This window comes from Maridesulfovibrio ferrireducens (genome assembly GCF_900101105.1).
GTDB lineage: Bacteria > Desulfobacterota > Desulfovibrionia > Desulfovibrionales > Desulfovibrionaceae > Maridesulfovibrio > Maridesulfovibrio ferrireducens.
On sequence record NZ_FNGA01000003.1, the window covers coordinates 627528 to 647502 of the forward strand.

Consider the following 19975-nt stretch of genomic DNA (forward strand, 5'->3'; position numbering starts at 1 on the left):
TTATAGACTTGAATATGCTAAAACTACAAATCAAATCCAAGTAGTTCGCTCAGTTCAGCAGAAACAGTTCCATTCTGAGCCTTATCCCAATAACAAGTTTGCAGTTTCCAAATATTTAAAGAAAACTCGATTGTTTTAGCTTTGCTCAACACTTCAGCAACTTTATCCCACATGAACACTTGATTATGCAACATATCACAAAGAGTAGTGGACATGCGCTCTGTCAGGGCTGCTGAATCAGGGTGATCACGGCCTGTTTCTTTAATAAAAGCTATAAAATCATCACAGGCCAAAACGTCTGTAAACAGATAGGTCCAGACAAGAGGTGACCAAAGTTCTTTCCATTTTTGTTCCCAGATTTGCGTTGATTGATAATCTTCATACCCTAAGAAAATATCAGGCCCATATTCGATGACAGGTAACAGTTTTCGATCCCAGCTGTTATCAGATACGCGTTTAACCCAAGCCATTGAAAGAGACTGTCTTTTTTTCCATGATAACTGATCAAGCTTGAAGACTTCACTGTATCCGTTTTTTATTCCTTTAATCTGAACTTCACCGGATATTACGCTAGGTTCTTTAGTCCATTCCCATTTATAAGTATTAACAGCGGATTCAAGGGCCCATCTGATTGCGGCCTCTCCTTTCAACCTTGAACCCAAATTACTTTCAAGTGTTATCGAAACTGAAGCCCCGGGCCAATCTACACGCCCTTCTTCACCCGGAACTGGGAATGCGCCTTCTGCGGAAAGTCTTATAAGACCCTGCGCTATTAAACTTCCCGAAGTATCTTTTTGTGGTTTAATTTTACTGTTCCAGAGATCCACACCTGAACCGTATCTTTCTTCGTTGGATTTGGCTTCGGCCATAATTTGTAAAAACTTCTCCTCAAGACCGATCAGCCCAGTACTTTCGGCTATCTCCATAGCTCTAAGCGCAAAGGACATATCATTTAGCGGTTCAAGTCGAGCCAGATCATCAAAGAACCATCCACAGCTTGCAAATGAAGATAAAGCCCATTTCTGCATGGATAAAAGCTTCCACCCTAAATCAGCCTGAAGCGAACCTTCTTTGCACTTAAAGTAAAGCTTGAAGAAATCAGCTTGATTTATAGATCCGCTAAGCACCGCTCCATATTCAACTAAAGCTTTGCGGGGATCATTAAATACATTCTTACCAACTGCAAAAAAATGCCTGTCCATCAACGTTTTAATTTCATTCAACCCGTCTCTAAGAGGCTTTCTCCATTGCTGATTCCACCCATCATGACCTCCAGTGCAACAGCCGCAATCAGAACGCCATCTCTCAACGCCATGGTAACAGCTCCATGATGAATCTTCACGTATTTTAACTTTTCTGGTAGGCGGATTTTGCGCAAGATATGCACCGTAGTTCGTCAGATTAAGGTCATCCCGGCCAGTAGCTCCTTGCGATAAAATATAGGCCAGAGCCATTTCTCCGAACTCGACATGATGACCGTAGGTTTCACCGTCAGTGCCTATTGAAAGTAGTCCCTCACCCGAAGCGCCGGAAAGTTTATTCCAGAAATCTTCACCATTTTTAAGGAGTCCTTCAAAAGCAACCGCTTGCGATAATCCTCCGTCGTAGAAAAAAACAGATATAGTTTTGCCTGACGGAAGTTCGACAAGATAAGGTTCTTTAATATTAAGTGATCCTTCGTCTACTTGATGCCAATCATTTGAATTCAGCTCAGCAAGGGCTTCTGCCTGACGCGGAGCAAGCAATGTGTAAACGACACCCTGCGCGGCGAGAGCTTCAAGGGAGGCGGTGTTACAGGCCGTTTCAGAGAGCCACATGCCCTCAGGTTTACGATTAAATCTGGATTCAAAGTCGGCTATTGCCCAAGCTACTTCAGTTTCTTTATCAAGATCGGATGCAAGCGGCATGATCACATGGTGATAAATCTGGGCTATGGCATTTCCATGTCCCCAGCGTTCAAGACTTTTTGCATCGGCTTCAATAATTTTTGCGTAAAGTTCAGGCTCAGCTCGCTCAATCCAGCGAAAAAGAGTCGGGCCGACATTAAAACTCATCCATTCATAACAATTTATTATATCAAATATTCCTTTGTCACCCATGCGTCTTGCCCAGGCTAAAGGACCGTAGCTTTCACTACAGATTCTTTCATTCCAGTGCCTGAAAGGAGCAGCACTCCCTTCTGGAAATATCATATCCAGCCAAGGGTCTTCGCGGGGGGGCTGATAAAAATGCCCATGAACGCATAAAAATTTTCCAGACATTTGGACCTCACTATTCATTATTTTATTAGTTATATATCCTAAATTACGTTTCAAATCCATTCTTAGTGATTCAAAGTATACTTTTAAATTATAGAATCAAACCCTATCACACTCAATAATTATAACAATAAATTCAGCGCCGAATTACTTTTTATGTTTTGATTATTATTGCTACAAAAAAAAGCCTCTTGTTTATCACAAGAGGCTTTATAAAAACATATTAATATTGATTACTTAACACTGAAAAGTTTTAATGGAGGCTTAGTTTTTCTTTTAGGTTTTTGATTTTTATCAGTGACTCCTTTAGGAATCTTTGCAAATAAATTTTCACAACTATAACATTCCCAGTGTTTGTCTCTTTCTTGTAATCTGATTAAAATACCTTCCTGATCATAACAGACCTGACAGTAAGGACCGGTTACATCAGAATCCTCTTTGATCCAATATTTTTGACCATCAAAATCCATGCACTCGGCAAGATCCAGAATATCAGAAACTTCTTTAATTTGAGAGCGTAACTCTTTGTTTTCGCTATATAGATCGAGGTAATCTTCTTGAATAATTTTTAAAAGATTTATTGCTTCTTCATTGCGTTCTTCCCGGAAGAGTTCAAGAACTTTGCGGAAATTAGTGGCATGAATGGTTTTATTTCTCATGATATACGCCCTCTTTTGCTTACAATATACAAGGCAACTTAAATATTATATCGGCAGAGTGAGAATATCCTTTAGATATTGAACTATATTTTTTGCTGCCATTGACAGGTTGTTGCAGGATTCATATATCAACAATACATTTTTTAGCGAAATCAGTTTAATTTTTGCTAAAAAATATTGCTTTCAACAATGAACATTTTTCTTTCTAATAAAGAGGAATGAGATCAGGAGTAAATATGGACGAATCAATTAACAAATTTAAAAGAGTTCTTGAAGAACATCATGAATGGCCTTGCGAATACACATTTAAATTTATTGTCCCTTCAAAGTCGCTTGATGAATTGAAAAGCCTTCTAGAAGGCATTGCCCATTCTGAAAAAGATTCCAAGACGGGCAAATATACCAGTGTAACCGCGACAGTTACCGCGGATTGCTCAGATTTTATTTTGAATTTTTATCAGAAAGCTGCAACCATTGAAGGGCTTATTTCTTTATAATTAAATTGTAAGAATTCACCGTTATGCAGGATGAAGGTTGACTTCCTTCTGTCCTTGTTTAAAAATGACGCGGCTTCATTATACATATATATAATAAATATATATTTTCGAGTTTGCTGTTTAAGCACTCTACTTAAGTTCAACCTACTATCATCTAAAGATTAATTATTAAATTAATGGTCTTTTTCGATGAAGTCGGGTGTTCTTAATTTTGATATTTTCGACAACTTAATAAATTTATCCAATGTTTTAAAGATACTCCCGGAGGATTTTCTAAGCGATGAGCGATTACAAAAAGACCCTGTGTCTGCCCAAAACAAAATTTCCAATGAAGGCAAACCTCAAACAGCGCGAACCTGAAATGCTTAAACGCTGGGAAGAGACCGGGGTTTATAATAAAATGGTCGAGGCTAATAAAGATGCAGAGCAATATGTTCTGCATGACGGGCCTCCGTACGCCAACGGGCACATTCACATGGGTACTGCCATGAACAAAGTGCTTAAAGACATCATCGTTAAATCCCGCAACATGCAAGGCCAGAAAGCTGAATACGTTCCCGGATGGGATTGTCATGGTCTGCCTATTGAACACAAGGTTTCGCAGGATCTTAAGAAAAAGAAAAAAGATCTCCCTACTCTTATTATACGTAAACTTTGCCGTGAATACGCACTTAAATATGTAGATATTCAGCGTAAGGAATTTAAACGTCTTGGCGTAATGGGCGCATGGGATAATCCATATCTTACACTGAAACCAGAGTATGAAGCAGCAACAGCCCGTGAACTCGGACGTTTCATGGAAAATGGTTCTGTAGTAAGAGGGAAAAAACCGATTCACTGGTGCTGCTCATGTAAAACAGCTTTGGCTGAAGCAGAAGTTGAACACGAAGATCATACTTCTCCTTCAATTTATGTCCGCTTTCCTCTAAATGATCCGAAAGTTCTGGAAGTTCTTCCTTCTGACATTTCATCTAAGATGGATTTGTCCCGTACATTTGTATGTATCTGGACCACTACTCCGTGGACATTGCCCGACAATATGGCAGTGGCTCTGCACCCTGAATTTGATTATTGCGTCGCCGAAGTAAATGGTGATTTTTACATACTTGCTGAAAGACTCCTTCCTGTTTGCGCAGAATCTTTCGGTTGGGATAAATATAATGTCCTCGGAACCTTTGAAGGTGCTAAACTTGAGGGCGCTGTTGCGGATCACCCTTTCTACAACAGAAAGTCTCCTATAGTTTTGGCTGATTATGTAACATTAGACAGTGGTACAGGCTGTGTTCACACGGCTCCCGGCCATGGTCGCGAAGATTTTGAAACAGGAAACCGCTACGGACTTGAAGTTTATTCTCCTATAAATAATGACGGCGTTTTCCTCCAGGAAGTTGAATTTTTCGCGGGACTTAATGTTTTTGAAGCTAATCCTAAAGTAATCGAAAAGCTCGAAGAAGTGGGCAACCTGCTTGCACGGGAAAACATTACTCATTCCTATCCGCATTGCTGGCGTTGTAAAGAGCCGGTTATTTTCCGCGCAACCACACAGTGGTTCATTTCAATGGAAAAAAACGACCTGCGCAAAAACACCCTTAAAGCTATTCAGAATGACGTAAATTGGATTCCAGCTTGGGGCGAAAATCGTATCTTCAAAATGATTGAAAACAGACCTGACTGGTGTATTTCCCGTCAGCGTAATTGGGGTGTGCCCATCATCGCCTTGATTTGTCAGGACTGCGACGAAGTATATAATGAAGCTAAATGGGTTTTCTCTATAGTAGACGAATTTGAGAAGCACGAAAACGGTTGTGATTACTGGTTTGAAAAATCAGTTGAAGAACTGGCTCCTGCCGGACTCAAATGTCCTAAATGCGGTGGAAATCATTGGGCTAAAGAAACCGATATCCTTGATGTATGGTTTGATTCAGGAACCAGTTTTGCCGCTGTTGTTGAAAAAAGACCTGAACTTAGATTCCCTGCGGATTTGTATCTTGAAGGATCAGATCAGCACAGAGGCTGGTTCCACAGTTCCCTGCTCGCCTCTATGGCAACTCGCAAAACACCTCCTTACCGTACGGTTCTGACTCATGGCTATGTTGTTGATAAACATGGTAAAAAGATGTCTAAATCCATCGGTAACGTTATTGCGCCACAAGAAATCATCGACCAGCATGGCGCTGAAATTCTGCGCATGTGGGTTTCAGCTGTAAACTATCAGGAAGATGTCAGAATTTCTGACGAAATCCTCAGCCGTCTGGTTGATGCTTACCGTAGAATCAGAAATACCTGTCGTTACCTGCTCGGTAATCTCGACGGTTTCAATCCAGAAACCGATGCAGTCTCTGTTTCTGAACTTCTGCCTACTGATCATTTTGCACTTGATTTGATCAAAAGACAGCATGAAGTTATTCAAAAAGCTTACACAGACTTTGAATTCCATAAAGTTTACCATACCCTGCATAATCTTTGCACGACTGACCTTTCAGCTTTTTACCTTGATATCATTAAGGACAGACTTTATGTCTCCGGTGAAAAAAGTCTGAAACGTCGTTCAGCACAGACTGTGCTTTGGCAAACAATGATGATGTTGCTTACGGATATGGCTCCAATCCTTTCTTTTACTTCCGAAGAAGTTTTCTCACATCTTCCTGAAGAAATGAAATGCGGAGTTGATACTGTTTTTGCTATCCGTCCGAAACTTCTTACCCCTGCTCTCAGCAATGATGAGAGAACTAAATGGGAACTCCTGTTGGATGTTCGTAGAGAAGTAACTAAAGCAATTGAACCTTTGCGCAGAGAAAGAGTTATCGGTCACTCACTTGATACTCAAATTACTCTTTTCGCAGATGAAACAATCACAAAAGCTCTTGAAAGTGTTGATATGAGAGAGTTCTTTATTGTTTCCGGAGCAGAAGTTAAACCTTTAGCAGAAGCTGACAGTGACGCAGTTAAACCTGAAGAACTTGAAGGACTTGCTGTTGGAGTTGTTAAATCCGAAGGTGAAAAATGCAGCCGTTGCTGGAGATATGACACCCTTGGATCAAACGCAGAACATCCTGAACTTTGTCCGCGCTGTACAGCGGTACTTGCGGGCGAATAAGTCTAATCTTATTCATAATTAAAAAGACTACATGCCCCCGCCCCCATAATTGAATGAGGACGGGGGCATGTTTGCAAAAAGGGTCTGCAATGAAGAAATACTCACTGGCTGGAATTATTGCTGCAGTGATCATTATCCTTGATCAGGTTACCAAAATAGCTGTTCGCAACAATCTGGAACTGTGGTCTTCCAAAACATTGATTCCTGACTATTTCAATCTTGTTTACGTGGTTAATAAAGGAGCCGCTTTCGGTTTCCTCAATCGCGGTGATATAAGTTGGCAACGAACTTTTTTTATCGTTGTGACGATCATTTCATTAGGAGCAATCACCATGTTGCTCAAATCAACAAATGATAAAGATTTTTTTCAGATATCAGGTCTTGGCTTTATACTTGGCGGAGCGATCGGAAACTTAATTGATAGAATTCTCTACGGTGAAGTTACGGACTTCCTGGATATTTATGTCGGGACATATCATTGGCCGGCATTTAATGTCGCAGACATTGCTATCTGCCTTGGAGCTTTAGCCATGATTATTTCAATTTACCGGAACAAGTCTAATGCACCCGATACTGTTTAACATTGGATCACTGCCGATATACAGCTACAGCGTATATCTCACAGCTGGCTGTTTGATGGCAATGGCGTGGACAATGAGAGAAGCTCGTCTCAAAGAGTTGCCCTTCACAATGGCTCCCGTTGCCGGAATTATTGCAATTGTCAGCGGACTTGTCGGGGCGCGTGCTCTTTATGTGGCTCTATATTCACAGGAGTTCATTCATAATCCTGTTGAAATTTTATACATATGGCAAGGTGGACTTGTTTTTTCAGGGGCTTTTTTATTCGGATCACTCAGCGGGTTGCTTTTCTTGAAATCTCAAAAACAACCTTTATTACAATGGTTGGATTGCATTGCTCCGGGAGTAGCTCTTGGGCAGACAATTGGACGTCTAGGCTGTTTTTTTGCGGGATGCTGTTACGGAAAAACAACATCTCTTCCGTGGGGTGTTACTTTCTCCGATCCCGGCTCACTTGCGCCGATAGGACATTTATTGCACCCGACTCAATTATACCATAGTCTGGCCGGGTTATTAACATTCGTTATTCTTCTTATAGCTAAGAATTTTATAAAAAGTGAAGGCGGATTAACAGGTTTATTTCTTATATTGTTTTCAGTGTGCAGATTTATTATTGAATTTTTCAGAGCTGATTACAGAGGCGAACTAGGCCCTTTCAGCTTAACTCAGTTTTTCACTTTGATCTTTTTTTCAATTGGAATTTATCTGTTATTTATACATAAGCACAGGAGCGCATAATGTTTTTGGGAAATATACCAACCCTTCCAGCCGAAACATGGATGATTATCCTCGGCAGTGTCGGTTTTTTTGCACTACTTACCCTTTTTGCAATATGGGATGCATTTAAAAGAGAATTCCCTTCAAATATGGAAAAAGTAGGATGGATTCAGCTTGTAATTTTTATTCCTTTTTTGGGCTGTCTGGCATACTTTATTCTCGGACGAAACAGGGGGAAGAAATATGAAGAAAAATAATTTTATACATCGCCTGCTTATTTCGATTTTGACTCTTTCCGTAATTACGGGGATGAGCGGATGTGTCACCACTTCTGATATGGAAAGCCTCAGAATGGAAGTAAGACAAAATAGAAGTCAGCTTAATAAAAAAATTGACTCCCTTGATCAACAAATGGATCAAGCGGATAAGTCTATTCGAAATGAGATAAAAACATCCAATAATCCAATGCAGACCCGTCAGGCAAACATCTGGGTTGAAGTTAATTCCTTAAAGATGGATGTCGCCAAATTACAAGGATCGTTAGATTCTCTTACTCTCACCGTTCAAGAAATTAATGGTGGAGACTCTAACAGTACTATTTCACTTCGTGAACTTTCTCAGCAGTTTAGCCATATGCGCATGGCCCTTGAAAGCCAACTTGATATGGACTTAAACCTGATTAAACCTCATAATGAAAAGAAACATCCTGCATCGGTTTCAGCGACAATAAGTCAAGCAACTGGAATCGCGGCAGTCCTGGCTTCTTCTACTAAAAAAGAAAAAACGGCTGATCCCGCTCAAGCTCTCTATAACAAGGCTCTTGAATCCTTTAAAGCTAGAGAGTATAAAAAAGCGATTGTAGATTGGTCAGAGTTCACTAAAACCTTTCCTAAAAATAGCCTTGTACCGAATTCTATATTTTGGGAAGGAGAGTGTTACTACCAACTTAAAGACTATCCTAACGCCGCATTAAAATATCAAGTTGTTATCGCTAAGTATCCATCGAGCAACAAGTTTAAATCGGCGATGCTTAAACAAGGAATTTGTCTTATTAAATTAGGAAAAACAAAATCCGGTAAATATATTTTGGAAGACCTTGTAAAAAAAGCTCCTGAATCAGCAGAAGCTAAAAGAGCGAAAGACGTTATCAAGAACCTAAAATAGCATACCTTTATAAATCTTTTAATTGGAACAAATAAAATGACTGAAAACAAAAATTTCAATAAAATAGTCCACTTGTCATTCCCTCCAACCGTTTCAGGTCGCCCTGTTATCTGTAACCTTGGTAAATTATATGATTTAAGTTTTAATATTTTAAAAGCAGACATAAACCCTCGCCATGAAGGGAATATGACTCTTGAAATTACCGGACCTGAAGAAGAATTTCATAAGGGAATAAATTACCTGAAAGAAAATAGAATTAAAATCATACCGGTTACACAAAAAATATCCAGAGACGAAGAATCATGTATGCACTGTGGAATGTGTCTTGCCATGTGCCCTACCGGAGCTCTTTCATTGGATATGCAGTCTCGCAAAGTTCTTTTTGAACTTGAAAAATGTACTGCATGTGGATTGTGCACCAAAATATGCCCCGTCAGAGCAATGGAAATTGATCCGCAGGAGAAAGAAAATAGGACTACATAATGGACCACACCACTAATTATTCAAGCATAAAAACCCGGATCAAAGGATACGGAAGAATCTCTGCGTCCCTTAGCAATCAGCCTCTTTTTAGAGGATTCGGGGGTGGGAAAAAACATCCAGCTGAAGATCTTGATGACTCTAAGGTTCCAGAATGGTTGAGGGTTTATCTTATTGAAATTGATCGAAAACTTGATCAACTTCTTGGTGTTCAGAGTGTAAAAGATATTTCTCAAGATTTTCCAATTGATATTGAAGTTCTGGAAATTTCCGGTAACGGAATAACATTTAGAACGGATTCCAAATTAAAGCCCAAATGTGTCATGGAGGTTGTTCTTGTCTTGGATAAATTCCCTCTGCGTATGGTCAGTACAAAAGGAATAGCTGAAGCAGGACAGAATGCAGACACATGGTCTATGAAATTTAAAAACATAAAAGAACATGACCTTGAGGCTATAATTAAATTCGTGTTCAGTGAACAACGCGAACGAATTCGGACCGATAAAATATCCTAAAAACGAGATCCCCGAAGGAGTGTACTGTGGTTAACGATGATCAAATCGTGCGAGACATGATGGAAAAAGTTTCTGCGGACCTGACTAAAAGCTTGAAAGAAAGCATTACATTAGCGATCCAGAAAGAAATTTCCAAAAGCATGTCTAAAACACTTCTTGAAGGGGAATTTTATCGTCGAATTAACGAAGATCTTCAAAGCGGACTTAAAGATATTTATCAGGAAGTCGCAAAAGCTAAGAAAGGTCCAACATCATCTATATCAGTTTCAGTTGATGCGAACCCCGACGATTTGTTCAACGAAGCATCCGATCAATTGGATGCCATCATGCGAACAACGGAAAAAGCCACTCAGGATATAATGGATATTGTTGAAAAACTTCAGGATATGCAGTTCGCCCTTGCAGCCATTGTTAAAGGCTTTGAATCTGGCGGAGTAAAAAAAGAACAACGTGAAGAGCTTGGTAAGATTAATCATACTCTTGGCGAAGATCTCATGAACATTATGACAACGCTCAGTTTTCAAGATCTCACAGGACAACGAATCAAAATTATTGTTGATACCATTAAAAGCGTCGAAAAAATCGTTTTAGATTTGTACATGTCTACCGGACTCAAAATTAAAGCTCGCGAAAAGACTCCGGAAAAATCACTTGAAGAATTGGATAAATTGGCCGAAACTCAGATGAGCGAATTACAAGGTCCAACAGAAGAAAGTGATCAAGGGGAAGTTGACGATTTACTCGCTTCTTTAGGCTTATAGTTACAATTTTATTAAAATATTTATTCACAGATAAAGCCCTCTGTTTTATAAACGGAGGGCTTTATCTGTTTAAAATAAAAAAAAGTAACTGGCTTTAACTAGCTCTTCATAATTTCTGCAACCAATTCCGCGCAATCGGTCATGGATTTAATTTTAATAAATTCCTCGACAGTGTGCACCTTGCTCATACCAATTCCGAGCGTCAAAACTCCATACCCTTTTCCATAAAGAATATTGGAATCACTGCCGCCTCCAGTTGAAACGCGACTGGAAGCAAGACTTATATTCTTACAGCTTTGTTCCACTTTAGCCAAAAGCATGCTGCTTTCGTCTACATGAAGAGCCGGATATGAAATTTCATAGTCAAAGTCGCAAGCTCCACCAAATTTGTCAGCTGCATCCACACAACATTTTTTCATATGATCAAGTTGACTCTGTAAGGATTCTTCGTTTGTGGAACGGGCTTCAGCAGAAAGCGTAACCTGCTCAGTTACAATATTTGTCGATCCGCCGCCTTCAATACTTCCGAGGTTGGCTGTAGTTTCTTTGTCGATGCGAAGCAGATTCATATGAGTGACAGCCTCAGCTGCAATCTGGATAGCACTTATTCCTGATTCAGGAGTGATGCCCGCATGAGCTGATTTACCTTTAAAAACAATCTTAATTCCAGCCTTAGCGGGAGCTTTAATAACAATGGTACCAACCGCTCCGCCTGAATCGAGCACAATAACATTTTTAGCAGGCAATAAAGTGGCGTCCATGTTTTTTGCGCCGTGCATGCCGGACTCTTCACAAATAGAAAACATTAAATAAATTTCTGGGTGAGGAATGGACTCTTCTTCAAGATGTTTTAATGCCTCAATCATTACCGCCAGCCCTGCTTTATCGTCGCCGCCTAAAACAGTGTCACCCGAGCTGTACACAACGTCGTCTTTAACAACAGGAACAACTCCGCAACACGGATTTACACAATCCATATGAGCAGAAAAGGCAATCGATTCTCCGTCACCCGTTGCAGGAATTCGAACAAAGATATTCCCGGTATTTCCGCCGCAAGCCTTTCCGGCATTATCCTTTATGATGTCATATCCTTTATCCTGCATCAAAGAGCAGAGATAATCTGCAACATCTTTTTCTTTGAGGGAAGGACTATCAATTTTAACCAAATCTAAAAATAAATTTAAAATTCTATCTCTATTAATCATATTGTACCAACTTTGAGTCTAAATATTTATGATATGCAAAATTATCATTAATCTTTTAAAATGAACAAGAGAAATAACGGCTTATTTTTTTTCATATCCTTCGCCTTTTAACACTTCTCCATCATACAGAAACTCTTCATACTCCACTCCCCATTCCCGCATACTTTCTAAGACCGGAATCAAACGTTCTCCTATGGGAGTTAGCGTATATTCAACTTTAGGCGGGACGACCTTATACACTTCGCGATGAACCAGACCATCGGATTCAAGTTCACGGAGTTGTTTTGTCAGCATTCGTTCAGTTACTTCCGGAATTCTTTTTCTAAGTTCTCCGAAGCGCAAAACTTTCTCTCGAAACAAGAAGTATAAAATTATAGGTTTCCATTTGCCACCAATAACAAGTAAAGTAAGCTCAAAAAAGCATTTATACTCTTTGCCGTTAAGATCTTTCATACTGCACGTCATAATAAAACCTCTTTATACTATCTTTTGTGTAAGTACATAACAAAAAAGTTGGTACTTGTAAAAAAATAAGAATGAGGTATTGTTTTTAATCTTTGAAAATCAATAAGGAGAAATCAAATGTACGCTTTAGCTATCAACGGTAGTCCTCGTAAAGGAGGAAACACTGAAATATTACTGAACACCGCTCTGGAACCATTAACAGAAGCAGGTTGGGAAACTGAACTTGTTCGTGTGGGCGGGAAACCTATGCATGGATGTATGGCATGTTATAAATGCATGGAAAATAAAGACAATAAATGCGTGATAAAAACAGATAATTTCAATGAGATCTTTGAAAAGATTATGAGAGCTGATGCCCTGATTTTCGGATCACCTACATATTTCACAGATGTTTCGGCTGAGCTTAAAGGAGTGTTAGATCGCGCTGGGATTGTATCCATTGCAAATGATCAGATTCTACGTGGTAAAATCGGAGCAGCTGTTGTTGCTGTTCGTCGCGGCGGAGCAACTCATGTTTATGACACTATTAACCATATGTTTCTCATGAGTCAGATGATTGTTCCCGGGTCGGTTTACTGGAACATGGGCTATGGCAGAGAAAAAGGTGATGTGCTAAATGATGCGGAAGGTTTACGCAATATGAATCATCTTGGAATGGCGATTAACTGGCTTGGCAAAGCTATAAAGCCACACCTTGATTCTTATCCTGCTCCGCGTGACTAAAGTTTAAAAAATAAATTACTGTTTCAGTTATTATAAAGCCCGTAATCTTAGAAATAAGATTACGGGCTTTATCTTTCAGAAAGAATCTTGAATAAAATCAATCAAAAAAGTTTTATACTTAAAAACCGCAAGCTTCTGGCTTTGTTCCGTCAGCCAGACTAAGCATTTCTCTTAATATTTTAAGAGTTTCTTCTGCTTCAGATGTTTCCAGTTTTCTTAACGCAAATCCAGCATGAACTATCAGATAATCCCCTACCTTAACTTCATCAGCCATAAGCATCAATGAAGCATCAAGATATGTTTCACCTTCACCCACGCGACAACGGGCAACCTTGTCGTTAATGGACTCAATTTCAACAGGAATAGCTAAACACATGAAAAAACCCCTTATTTACGGTTGGTGCAGACTTATGCTGTTTTATAGGAACCGCCGGCAGCGATAACTTCTTCAAGCACTCTTTCTTTCATAATAGGAAATTGTGCTTTAACAGTATCAGAAACATGCTCGCACATAGTCTCGTAATCAAAAGGCTCAACACCTACAACAACACAATCAGGACGGCTGTCGCATAGATCACATAAAACTAATGTATCAAGTAAGTCAGTCTGATGCATGGAATCTTTAAATGCCAGACTCCTACGCAAATCCTCTCCTGTCAAGCGATAAACAGACCCGGGCTCACCGTCTCCGAGCACAGCATCTACCACTATAAGCATATCACATTCCATTATAGGCCCCATAAGAACGGTTCCCAGAGTTCCACCATCCATAAGAGTGACGTTGGGAGAAAAAGAAAATTCTTTTTGCAGATCGGTTACAACCTTCACACCGATACCTTCATCGGTGAAAAGAATGTTTCCAACTCCTAGAACTAAAATTTTTTTACTTTCAGACATCTTAATCCTTTTAAATAGAAAACGGGAACCCGGAAAAGCCGGATTCCCGTTAAGTAGTCGGAAACTCAGGGCCTTACATTACTTTGAACTTATGAACCTCATTCGTTCTTGCATCGATAACATGCACACCACAAGCAATGCAAGGATCGTATGAATGAACAGTACGGAGGATTTCAACCGGACGTTTAGGATCAGCAATCGGAGTCCCAACAAGGGCTTCTTCAACCGCAGACATTTTGTTCTGATTACAACGGGGTCCGAGGTTCCATGTTGAAGGAACAACAAGCTGGAAGTTCTCGATTTTTTTGTCTTTAATCTTAATCCAATGAGAAAGAGCACCACGAGGTGCACCGACGAATCCGACACCTTCAGCTTCATCGGGCATATCCCACTCAACTGCGATGTCTGTGTTGCCGGAACTGATGTTGTCTTCGAGGTTATTAACCCATTCTGACATGGTGTTAGCCACAACAGTGGTTTCAATACCGCGAGCTGCAGTACGTCCAAGAGTGGAGAACAGAGCATCTGCTCCGACTCCAAGATGACTGAGAACGCTGTTAACAACAGGTACGAAGTCTTTATGTCCTCTAGCGTATGCTGTGAGAACGTGAGCAAGAGGACCAACTTCCATGGATTCGCCTTTATAGCGAGGAGCTTTCATCCATGAGTAGCGGTCTCTGTCTTCGTAAGAAGTATACTGAGGATCAGTTTCGCCTTCATAAGGATGGAGTGAAGACTCTCCCTTATACCAGCTGTGTTTAATATCTTCTTTGATTGATGCAGGATCAAAATTCATAACGTTTTTAAGGTCACGATTCATGATTACACCCTGAGGAATGAAACGGCTGTCGATATCATTTTCAACAGACGGGAATTCACCGAAGCTCAGGAAGTTACTGGTTCCGCCGATTCCAGCCCAGTCTTTATAGTAGGAAGCTACCATTAACAGGTCAGGAATGTAGCATTCATCAACGAATTTTTTAGTTTCATTGTAAAGATCTTTAAACTCTTGAATACGTTCTTTTGATAAAGACTCGTAACAAGTTACACCACCTACGATGGTAAACTGCGGATGCGGGTTCTTTGCACCGAAAACAGCCATTGCGCGAGCTGCTTTAACCTGAAGATGCAAACCTTCGAGGTAATGAGCTGTTGCGATGAGGTTTTCTTCGGGTTTCAGATAGTAGGCATCATGACCACCGAGGAAGTATGCATTGGTGAAAATGCCAAGCTGTCCGGAATCAACAAAAGCTTTCAATTTTACTTGAACAGCTTTGAGATCTTCAGGTTTGGTCACACGTGATGACATGCTGTTAGCGAGCTTTGCAGCCTTAACAGGGTCGGCCTGAAGGCCGCTGACTACGTCAACCCAATCAAGGGCATGGAGATGATAGAAATGAACAATATGATCATGCAGATACTGAGAACCCATAACTAAGTTACGGATAATTTTAGCATTTTCGGGTAGAATTTTATCTACGCCTATAGCATTTTCTACAGCGCGGGTGGAAGCGAGAGCATGTACATAAGTACAAACACCGCATGAACGCTGTGTGAAATGCTGAGCATCTCTTGGATCACGGCCTTTGAGAATAATTTCAAGTCCGCGGAAGAGCTGAGCACTACTCCAAACGTTGCTGACTTTACCATTTTCAACTTCAACTTCGATTTTCAAATGTCCTTCGATTCGAGTAAGCGGGTCAACCGTAACGGGACCAGTGTAGTTCTTATCGAAGGGGGTGGCCATTACAGCAGGCCCCGACTTTGACTTGCAACCAGACATATACAATCCTCCAGAAAATAGAATGTAACTTCAACAAACTTCCATATAGAAAGATGATATTAACTCGGTTCGTAGAACGGACTCATCTCATCCCAGAAGTTTGGCTCACTACAGCCGATGCATGGATGTCCAGCTTCAACAGGCCAGTTAGTCTGATTAAACTTGACTTTCGGGCAGTTATTGTAGGTGTCCGGTCCTTTACAGCCCAGCTCGTAAAGACAGTAGCCTTTTCTAGCTTCTTCGGAACTAAAGGATGGTGCAAATTCATCAGCTTCAAAATGTTTGAGTCTAGGACAGTTGTCGTGAACTGATTCGCCATAAAAAATGACGGGGCGTCCATCTTTATCAAGTTCAGGAATACCTTTGGTCAGGTAATGAACAACTGTTCCTACGAAATTATACGGGTTTGTCGGGCAGCCTGGAAGATTTACAGTAGTAATTCCGCCAAGAGCTTCACTGACGCCCTTTGCCTGTGATGGATTAGGTGCTGCGGCCTGAACCCCGCCGTAACAGGCACATGTGCCGATACAGATGGTAGCCATTGCTTTAGGAACTATTTCCTGACAAATTTCAAGCATTGATTTACCGGCAACCTTACCCCACGCACCATCTTCAATAGTAGGAACTCCCCCTTCTATTACACAGATAAATCCTTCTGGTGCGTTGATTGCTTCATGCAGTGCTTCTTCAGCAGCATGTCCGGCGGCAGCCATAATCGTTTCATGATAATCAAGAGAAATCGTGTCGAGAATCAAAGAATCAATGTAAGGAGAAACCGTACGAAGAACTGCTTCTGAACAGCCGGTACATTCGGCCATGTGCAGATAAACAACAGAAGGACGCCTTTTTTGAGTAAGAGCTTCAGCTATAGTAGGAGCAAAAGCCGGTCCCATACCCATAACAGCGGCAGTTGTTGCGCAGAACTTCATAAAGTCACGGCGGGATACACCATTCTGCTCCAGGCGTTTTTCCGCTCCATCCTTTCCGAGTCCCACAGAGAATTTCATAAAAACCTCCATCCTCTAGTTAAAAATCAGTGAGAGTTACCCCCTGACGACACAGTTTTTAAGGTGGAATTAGAAACATATCCAATTCCTAAAAACGTGAATACAAACCCCGTGATCAGTTTACAGTTGCAACTTGATGTAATGCGTATGCAAAAATCAGTTCTCTAGTCCAAGCAACTGCTTAGCTATTGAATATTTCAATTAGAAATAAACCATTTAACTATGACTGCGTCAACCATAAATGCAAAATTATGGATTTAGATGACTTAATGCGTCTTTTATAGACAAAAACAGCACCATATAATACTAATTTGTATTTGTTATGCATTAAGGATTACGTTTGTGATAATTATTATCTCTAAAATAAAACACTTGATATTTAGAATAACATGCAAAAAGATATTACACATGGCATATTCGTGTCACTAGATAAAAAAACAGTAGCCCTGCTCCTTAAGCAAGGAGCAGGGCTACTGTAATCTTCAATAAAATAAATATATTGGATAATTAAATTACTAAATTTATAATTATTTTTTACCTTTTTCGATAACTTCTAAAACTTTGTCTTTAATTTGAGAAAATATTTCATCTGGCGTCTGATCAGCATTAATCACAAAAATTCTTTCATTATTAAGTGCTGCCCATGTCAAATACCCTTCTCTGACTCTGGAATGAAATTCAATTGATTCAGCTTCAAAACGACCTTCTTCCTGAATTTTATTTTCATCTAAATTTCTGGTTGTAGCTCGTTTAAGACCTAATTCCGGTTCAATATCAAGTAGTATTGTTAAATCCGGCCAGCATCCTGAAACAGCTACTTCATTAAGTTCACGTAACAGTTTTGGGTCGAGACCTCGTCCATATCCTTGATACACTATAGTAGAGTCAGCAAAACGATCAGAAATAACAATCCGGTCAGCTTCAATGGCTGGACGAATCACCTGGCTGACATGCTGGGCTCTGTCTGCAAGGTAAAGAAAAAACTCACACTGTCCTGTAATATCGGTACTATCCATATTAAGAAGAATCTTACGTAACTCTTTACCTATTCTGCTACCGCCCGGCTCCAGTGTTACATCTACTCCATGTCCGGACTCTTCTAGAAATTTTACCAAACGCTTTATCTGCGTTGTCTTTCCCGTTCCTTCTATGCCTTCAAAGGTAATGAACATTGAGCCTCCGATTTTTTAATGTCAGATTGGGTGTTGTTATCACATGGTGATTTTTCCGATCTATATAGATATCTATCAAGAAAACGCTGATATGGGGTCCAGTTGCTTTCTACTCCTTCCAACTTATCAAGTTCAGCAAAAATCGTATTCATTTTAGCGTCAAGATTATCGGCAAAATGTAAAATGAACGCTTCAGGAGTTTTGGGACGTTTCGGCGCACCGTACTCATATTCGCCGTGATGAGACAAAATTAAATGCTTAAAGTGAAGCTTTAACTTCTCGTCCAAGTCTTTAGATCTTTGGAGAAAAGGTTCTAAAACTTCAACCCCGATATGTATATGCCCAAGAAGACGACCTTCATCGGTGTAGTCATTTTTCAAGCCGCCGGAGAGTTCCCAAGCCTTGCCTAAATCATGAAAAATTGCTGCGGCAAGCACAACCTGTCTGTCAACTTGCGGGTAATTATTGCAGATGGACATACAAAGTTTAGCAACAGCAAGAGTATGCTCTAAAAGACCGCCGACATAAGCATGATGGACAGTCTTTGCTCCTGTTGCGCTAAGTAGTCGTTTATGAATTTCTTCATTTTTTAAAACCTTACGGCAAAATCTTTTCCACGGTGGATGAACCATATGTTCTGCCACCATGTAATCTAATTCCTGCATCATTTCTTCAGGCTTTTGCGGGCTTGAAGGTAAAAAGTCCGATATTTCAAGCTCAGATTGATCAGGATCAAGTATTTCAAGCTGTTCAATTGTAAGTTGCGGTTGATCTCTATATGAACCGACCATACCTCCGGCAACAACAAACATCCCCGCTTCAAGGCCTGCAAATGCCTGACTTAGCGGACTCCAGATCTTAGCTTCTACTGAACCGGAATTATCCTGCAACTTTAGATTCCAGAAAGGTCCATTCTTGGATTCCCTAATCTGAGCATCAGAAACCAGAAAAACATCTCTGATTCTTAAGCCATTAATAAGATCTTTAATATATGTAGTTTTTTGCGACACTTCTTGCTATTCCCGAGTTGCTTTGATACCTCGCCACAAGGCGTTTGTTTTTTACTGTAGCTGTTGGCATAATGTAAACTGCTTCTAACTTGTATTCATAGACAAACCATTAGAAGACTGTCCAATTTTTTTTTCAATTGAAAAATATTATGAACATACTTTTGACAAACGATGACGGAATTCAAGCCGTCGGCTTAAGAGCCTTATACCGCAGCATGAAGAACGCAGGTCTGAATGTTCAGGTCGTTGCACCTGTTACAGAGCAATCTGCTGTAGGACATGCCGTATCTCTTTCTTCCCCTCTTCGCGTTAAAATGTTTGAAGAGGAAGGTTTTTCAGGGTTTGGTGTCTACGGGACTCCCGTTGACTGTGTTAAACTTGGTTTGACTACCCTGCTTGATGTAAAACCGGATATTGTCATATCCGGCATCAATAACGGAGCCAACACCGGTGTTGATATACTCTATTCCGGAACAGTTTCAGCCGCTACGGAAGGAGCTCTCATGGGAATATCGGCTTTGGCTGTTTCTTATGACAGCTTTAATCCCACAGATCTTACTGAACAGGCAGACTGTTGTGTTGAAATGTTGAATAAAATTCCATGGTCCAAACTGGCTGAAAAAACAGTTTTGAACCTTAATTTTCCGGCTTTGACAATGGCTGACACACGTAAAATTCAATTTTGCAGACACACCAGAGTATCTTGGCAGGATTGGTATGATGTCCGGAAAGATCCGCGCGGTCATCCTTATTACTGGCTGGCCGGAATTATGCCGAAAGAAAATATAAGCCCCGGTACTGATCGGGATTTACTTACAAAAGGTCATATCACAATGACCCCGCTTCATTTCGATTTTACTGACAGAGAAGCCATTGTAACTCTTGAACAATCATTCGACATATAATCGATATGCTTTTAAACTGTTTATAGACATTTAGTTTCTACCTAGTGTACATATTTAATATTTGGAACCAAAAAGCGGTAA

21 protein-coding genes are annotated in these 19975 nt (G+C 40.3%); 11 read left to right on the top strand and 10 right to left on the bottom strand.

The window, feature by feature from the left end:
• Positions 1 to 23: 23 nt before the first annotated feature.
• Positions 24 to 2261, bottom strand: a complete 2238-nt coding sequence (locus BLT41_RS12155; RefSeq protein ID WP_092161503.1) for a DUF3536 domain-containing protein — start codon at positions 2259 to 2261, stop codon at positions 24 to 26.
• Between the two features lie 230 nt (positions 2262 to 2491).
• Positions 2492 to 2917 (bottom strand): hypothetical protein, encoded by a 426-nt coding sequence (locus BLT41_RS12160; RefSeq protein WP_092161505.1) that lies wholly within the window; start codon positions 2915 to 2917, stop codon positions 2492 to 2494.
• A gap of 236 nt (positions 2918 to 3153) precedes the next feature.
• Between BLT41_RS12160 and BLT41_RS12165 the strand changes: the two genes are divergently transcribed.
• From BLT41_RS12165 to BLT41_RS12205, 9 genes are all read left to right on the top strand, one after another.
• On the top strand, positions 3154 to 3414 hold the full coding sequence (locus BLT41_RS12165; RefSeq protein ID WP_092161507.1) for a DUF493 family protein: 261 nt from the start codon (positions 3154 to 3156) through the stop codon (positions 3412 to 3414).
• 280 nt (positions 3415 to 3694) lie between these two features.
• Positions 3695 to 6511 carry an isoleucine--tRNA ligase gene (ileS, locus tag BLT41_RS12170; RefSeq protein ID WP_092161509.1) on the top strand — a complete coding sequence of 939 codons (2817 nt, stop codon included), beginning with the start codon at positions 3695 to 3697 and terminating at the stop codon, positions 6509 to 6511.
• A gap of 89 nt (positions 6512 to 6600) precedes the next feature.
• Positions 6601 to 7092, top strand: a complete 492-nt coding sequence (gene lspA, locus BLT41_RS12175; protein WP_092161673.1) for a signal peptidase II — start codon at positions 6601 to 6603, stop codon at positions 7090 to 7092.
• A complete protein-coding gene (gene lgt / locus BLT41_RS12180; RefSeq protein ID WP_092161511.1) occupies positions 7073 to 7828 on the top strand; it encodes a prolipoprotein diacylglyceryl transferase in 756 nt (251 codons plus the stop codon). Before lspA ends, lgt begins: the two co-directional genes overlap by 20 nt.
• The gene (locus tag BLT41_RS12185; RefSeq protein ID WP_092161513.1) at positions 7828 to 8064 is read left to right on the top strand and encodes a PLD nuclease N-terminal domain-containing protein; all 237 of its coding nucleotides are present in this window, start codon (positions 7828 to 7830) and stop codon (positions 8062 to 8064) included. Before lgt ends, BLT41_RS12185 begins: the two co-directional genes overlap by 1 nt.
• A complete protein-coding gene (ybgF, locus tag BLT41_RS12190) occupies positions 8051 to 8971 on the top strand; it encodes a tol-pal system protein YbgF (protein ID WP_092161515.1) in 921 nt (306 codons plus the stop codon). Before BLT41_RS12185 ends, ybgF begins: the two co-directional genes overlap by 14 nt.
• Positions 8972 to 9007: 36 nt before the next feature.
• Complete coding sequence (locus BLT41_RS12195; protein WP_092161517.1) at positions 9008 to 9454, top strand: 4Fe-4S dicluster domain-containing protein; 447 nt, start codon at positions 9008 to 9010, stop codon at positions 9452 to 9454.
• Positions 9454 to 9966, top strand: a complete 513-nt coding sequence (locus tag BLT41_RS12200; RefSeq protein ID WP_092161519.1) for a PilZ domain-containing protein — start codon at positions 9454 to 9456, stop codon at positions 9964 to 9966. The genes BLT41_RS12195 and BLT41_RS12200 overlap by 1 nt, the downstream gene beginning before the upstream one ends.
• A gap of 26 nt (positions 9967 to 9992) precedes the next feature.
• Positions 9993 to 10727: a protein phosphatase CheZ gene (locus tag BLT41_RS12205; RefSeq protein WP_092161521.1), complete on the top strand. Its 735-nt coding sequence runs from the start codon at positions 9993 to 9995 to the stop codon at positions 10725 to 10727.
• Positions 10728 to 10825: 98 nt separating this feature from the next.
• Here the strand turns inward: BLT41_RS12205 and BLT41_RS12210 are convergent, their stop codons facing one another.
• Both BLT41_RS12210 and BLT41_RS12215 read right to left on the bottom strand, forming a co-directional pair.
• Positions 10826 to 11932 carry a M20/M25/M40 family metallo-hydrolase gene (locus BLT41_RS12210; protein WP_092161523.1) on the bottom strand — a complete coding sequence of 369 codons (1107 nt, stop codon included), beginning with the start codon at positions 11930 to 11932 and terminating at the stop codon, positions 10826 to 10828.
• Between the two features lie 81 nt (positions 11933 to 12013).
• On the bottom strand, positions 12014 to 12397 hold the full coding sequence (locus tag BLT41_RS12215) for a winged helix-turn-helix transcriptional regulator (protein ID WP_092161525.1): 384 nt from the start codon (positions 12395 to 12397) through the stop codon (positions 12014 to 12016).
• A gap of 117 nt (positions 12398 to 12514) precedes the next feature.
• Between BLT41_RS12215 and BLT41_RS12220 the strand changes: the two genes are divergently transcribed.
• Complete coding sequence (locus BLT41_RS12220) at positions 12515 to 13120, top strand: flavodoxin family protein (protein ID WP_092161527.1); 606 nt, start codon at positions 12515 to 12517, stop codon at positions 13118 to 13120.
• Between the two features lie 118 nt (positions 13121 to 13238).
• On the opposite strand, the gene BLT41_RS12225 is transcribed toward BLT41_RS12220, so the two are convergent.
• From BLT41_RS12225 to BLT41_RS12250, 6 genes are all read right to left on the bottom strand, one after another.
• Positions 13239 to 13496 carry a HypC/HybG/HupF family hydrogenase formation chaperone gene (locus BLT41_RS12225; RefSeq protein ID WP_092161529.1) on the bottom strand — a complete coding sequence of 86 codons (258 nt, stop codon included), beginning with the start codon at positions 13494 to 13496 and terminating at the stop codon, positions 13239 to 13241.
• A 32-nt stretch (positions 13497 to 13528) separates the two neighbouring features.
• Positions 13529 to 14017, bottom strand: coding sequence for a HyaD/HybD family hydrogenase maturation endopeptidase (locus BLT41_RS12230; protein WP_092161531.1), 489 nt, complete (start codon positions 14015 to 14017; stop codon positions 13529 to 13531).
• A 73-nt stretch (positions 14018 to 14090) separates the two neighbouring features.
• On the bottom strand, positions 14091 to 15800 hold the full coding sequence (locus BLT41_RS12235) for a nickel-dependent hydrogenase large subunit (RefSeq protein ID WP_092161533.1): 1710 nt from the start codon (positions 15798 to 15800) through the stop codon (positions 14091 to 14093).
• A 59-nt stretch (positions 15801 to 15859) separates the two neighbouring features.
• On the bottom strand, positions 15860 to 16807 hold the full coding sequence (locus BLT41_RS12240) for a hydrogenase small subunit (RefSeq protein ID WP_092161535.1): 948 nt from the start codon (positions 16805 to 16807) through the stop codon (positions 15860 to 15862).
• Positions 16808 to 17334: 527 nt separating this feature from the next.
• Positions 17335 to 17979, bottom strand: coding sequence for a dTMP kinase (tmk, locus tag BLT41_RS12245; protein ID WP_092161537.1), 645 nt, complete (start codon positions 17977 to 17979; stop codon positions 17335 to 17337).
• Positions 17955 to 18989, bottom strand: a complete 1035-nt coding sequence (locus tag BLT41_RS12250) for a 3'-5' exoribonuclease YhaM family protein (protein WP_092161539.1) — start codon at positions 18987 to 18989, stop codon at positions 17955 to 17957. The genes tmk and BLT41_RS12250 overlap by 25 nt, the downstream gene beginning before the upstream one ends.
• Positions 18990 to 19138: 149 nt before the next feature.
• On the opposite strand from BLT41_RS12250, the gene surE reads away from it, so the two are divergent.
• On the top strand, positions 19139 to 19894 hold the full coding sequence (gene surE, locus BLT41_RS12255) for a 5'/3'-nucleotidase SurE (protein WP_092161547.1): 756 nt from the start codon (positions 19139 to 19141) through the stop codon (positions 19892 to 19894).
• The last annotated feature ends 81 nt before the right edge of the window (positions 19895 to 19975 follow it).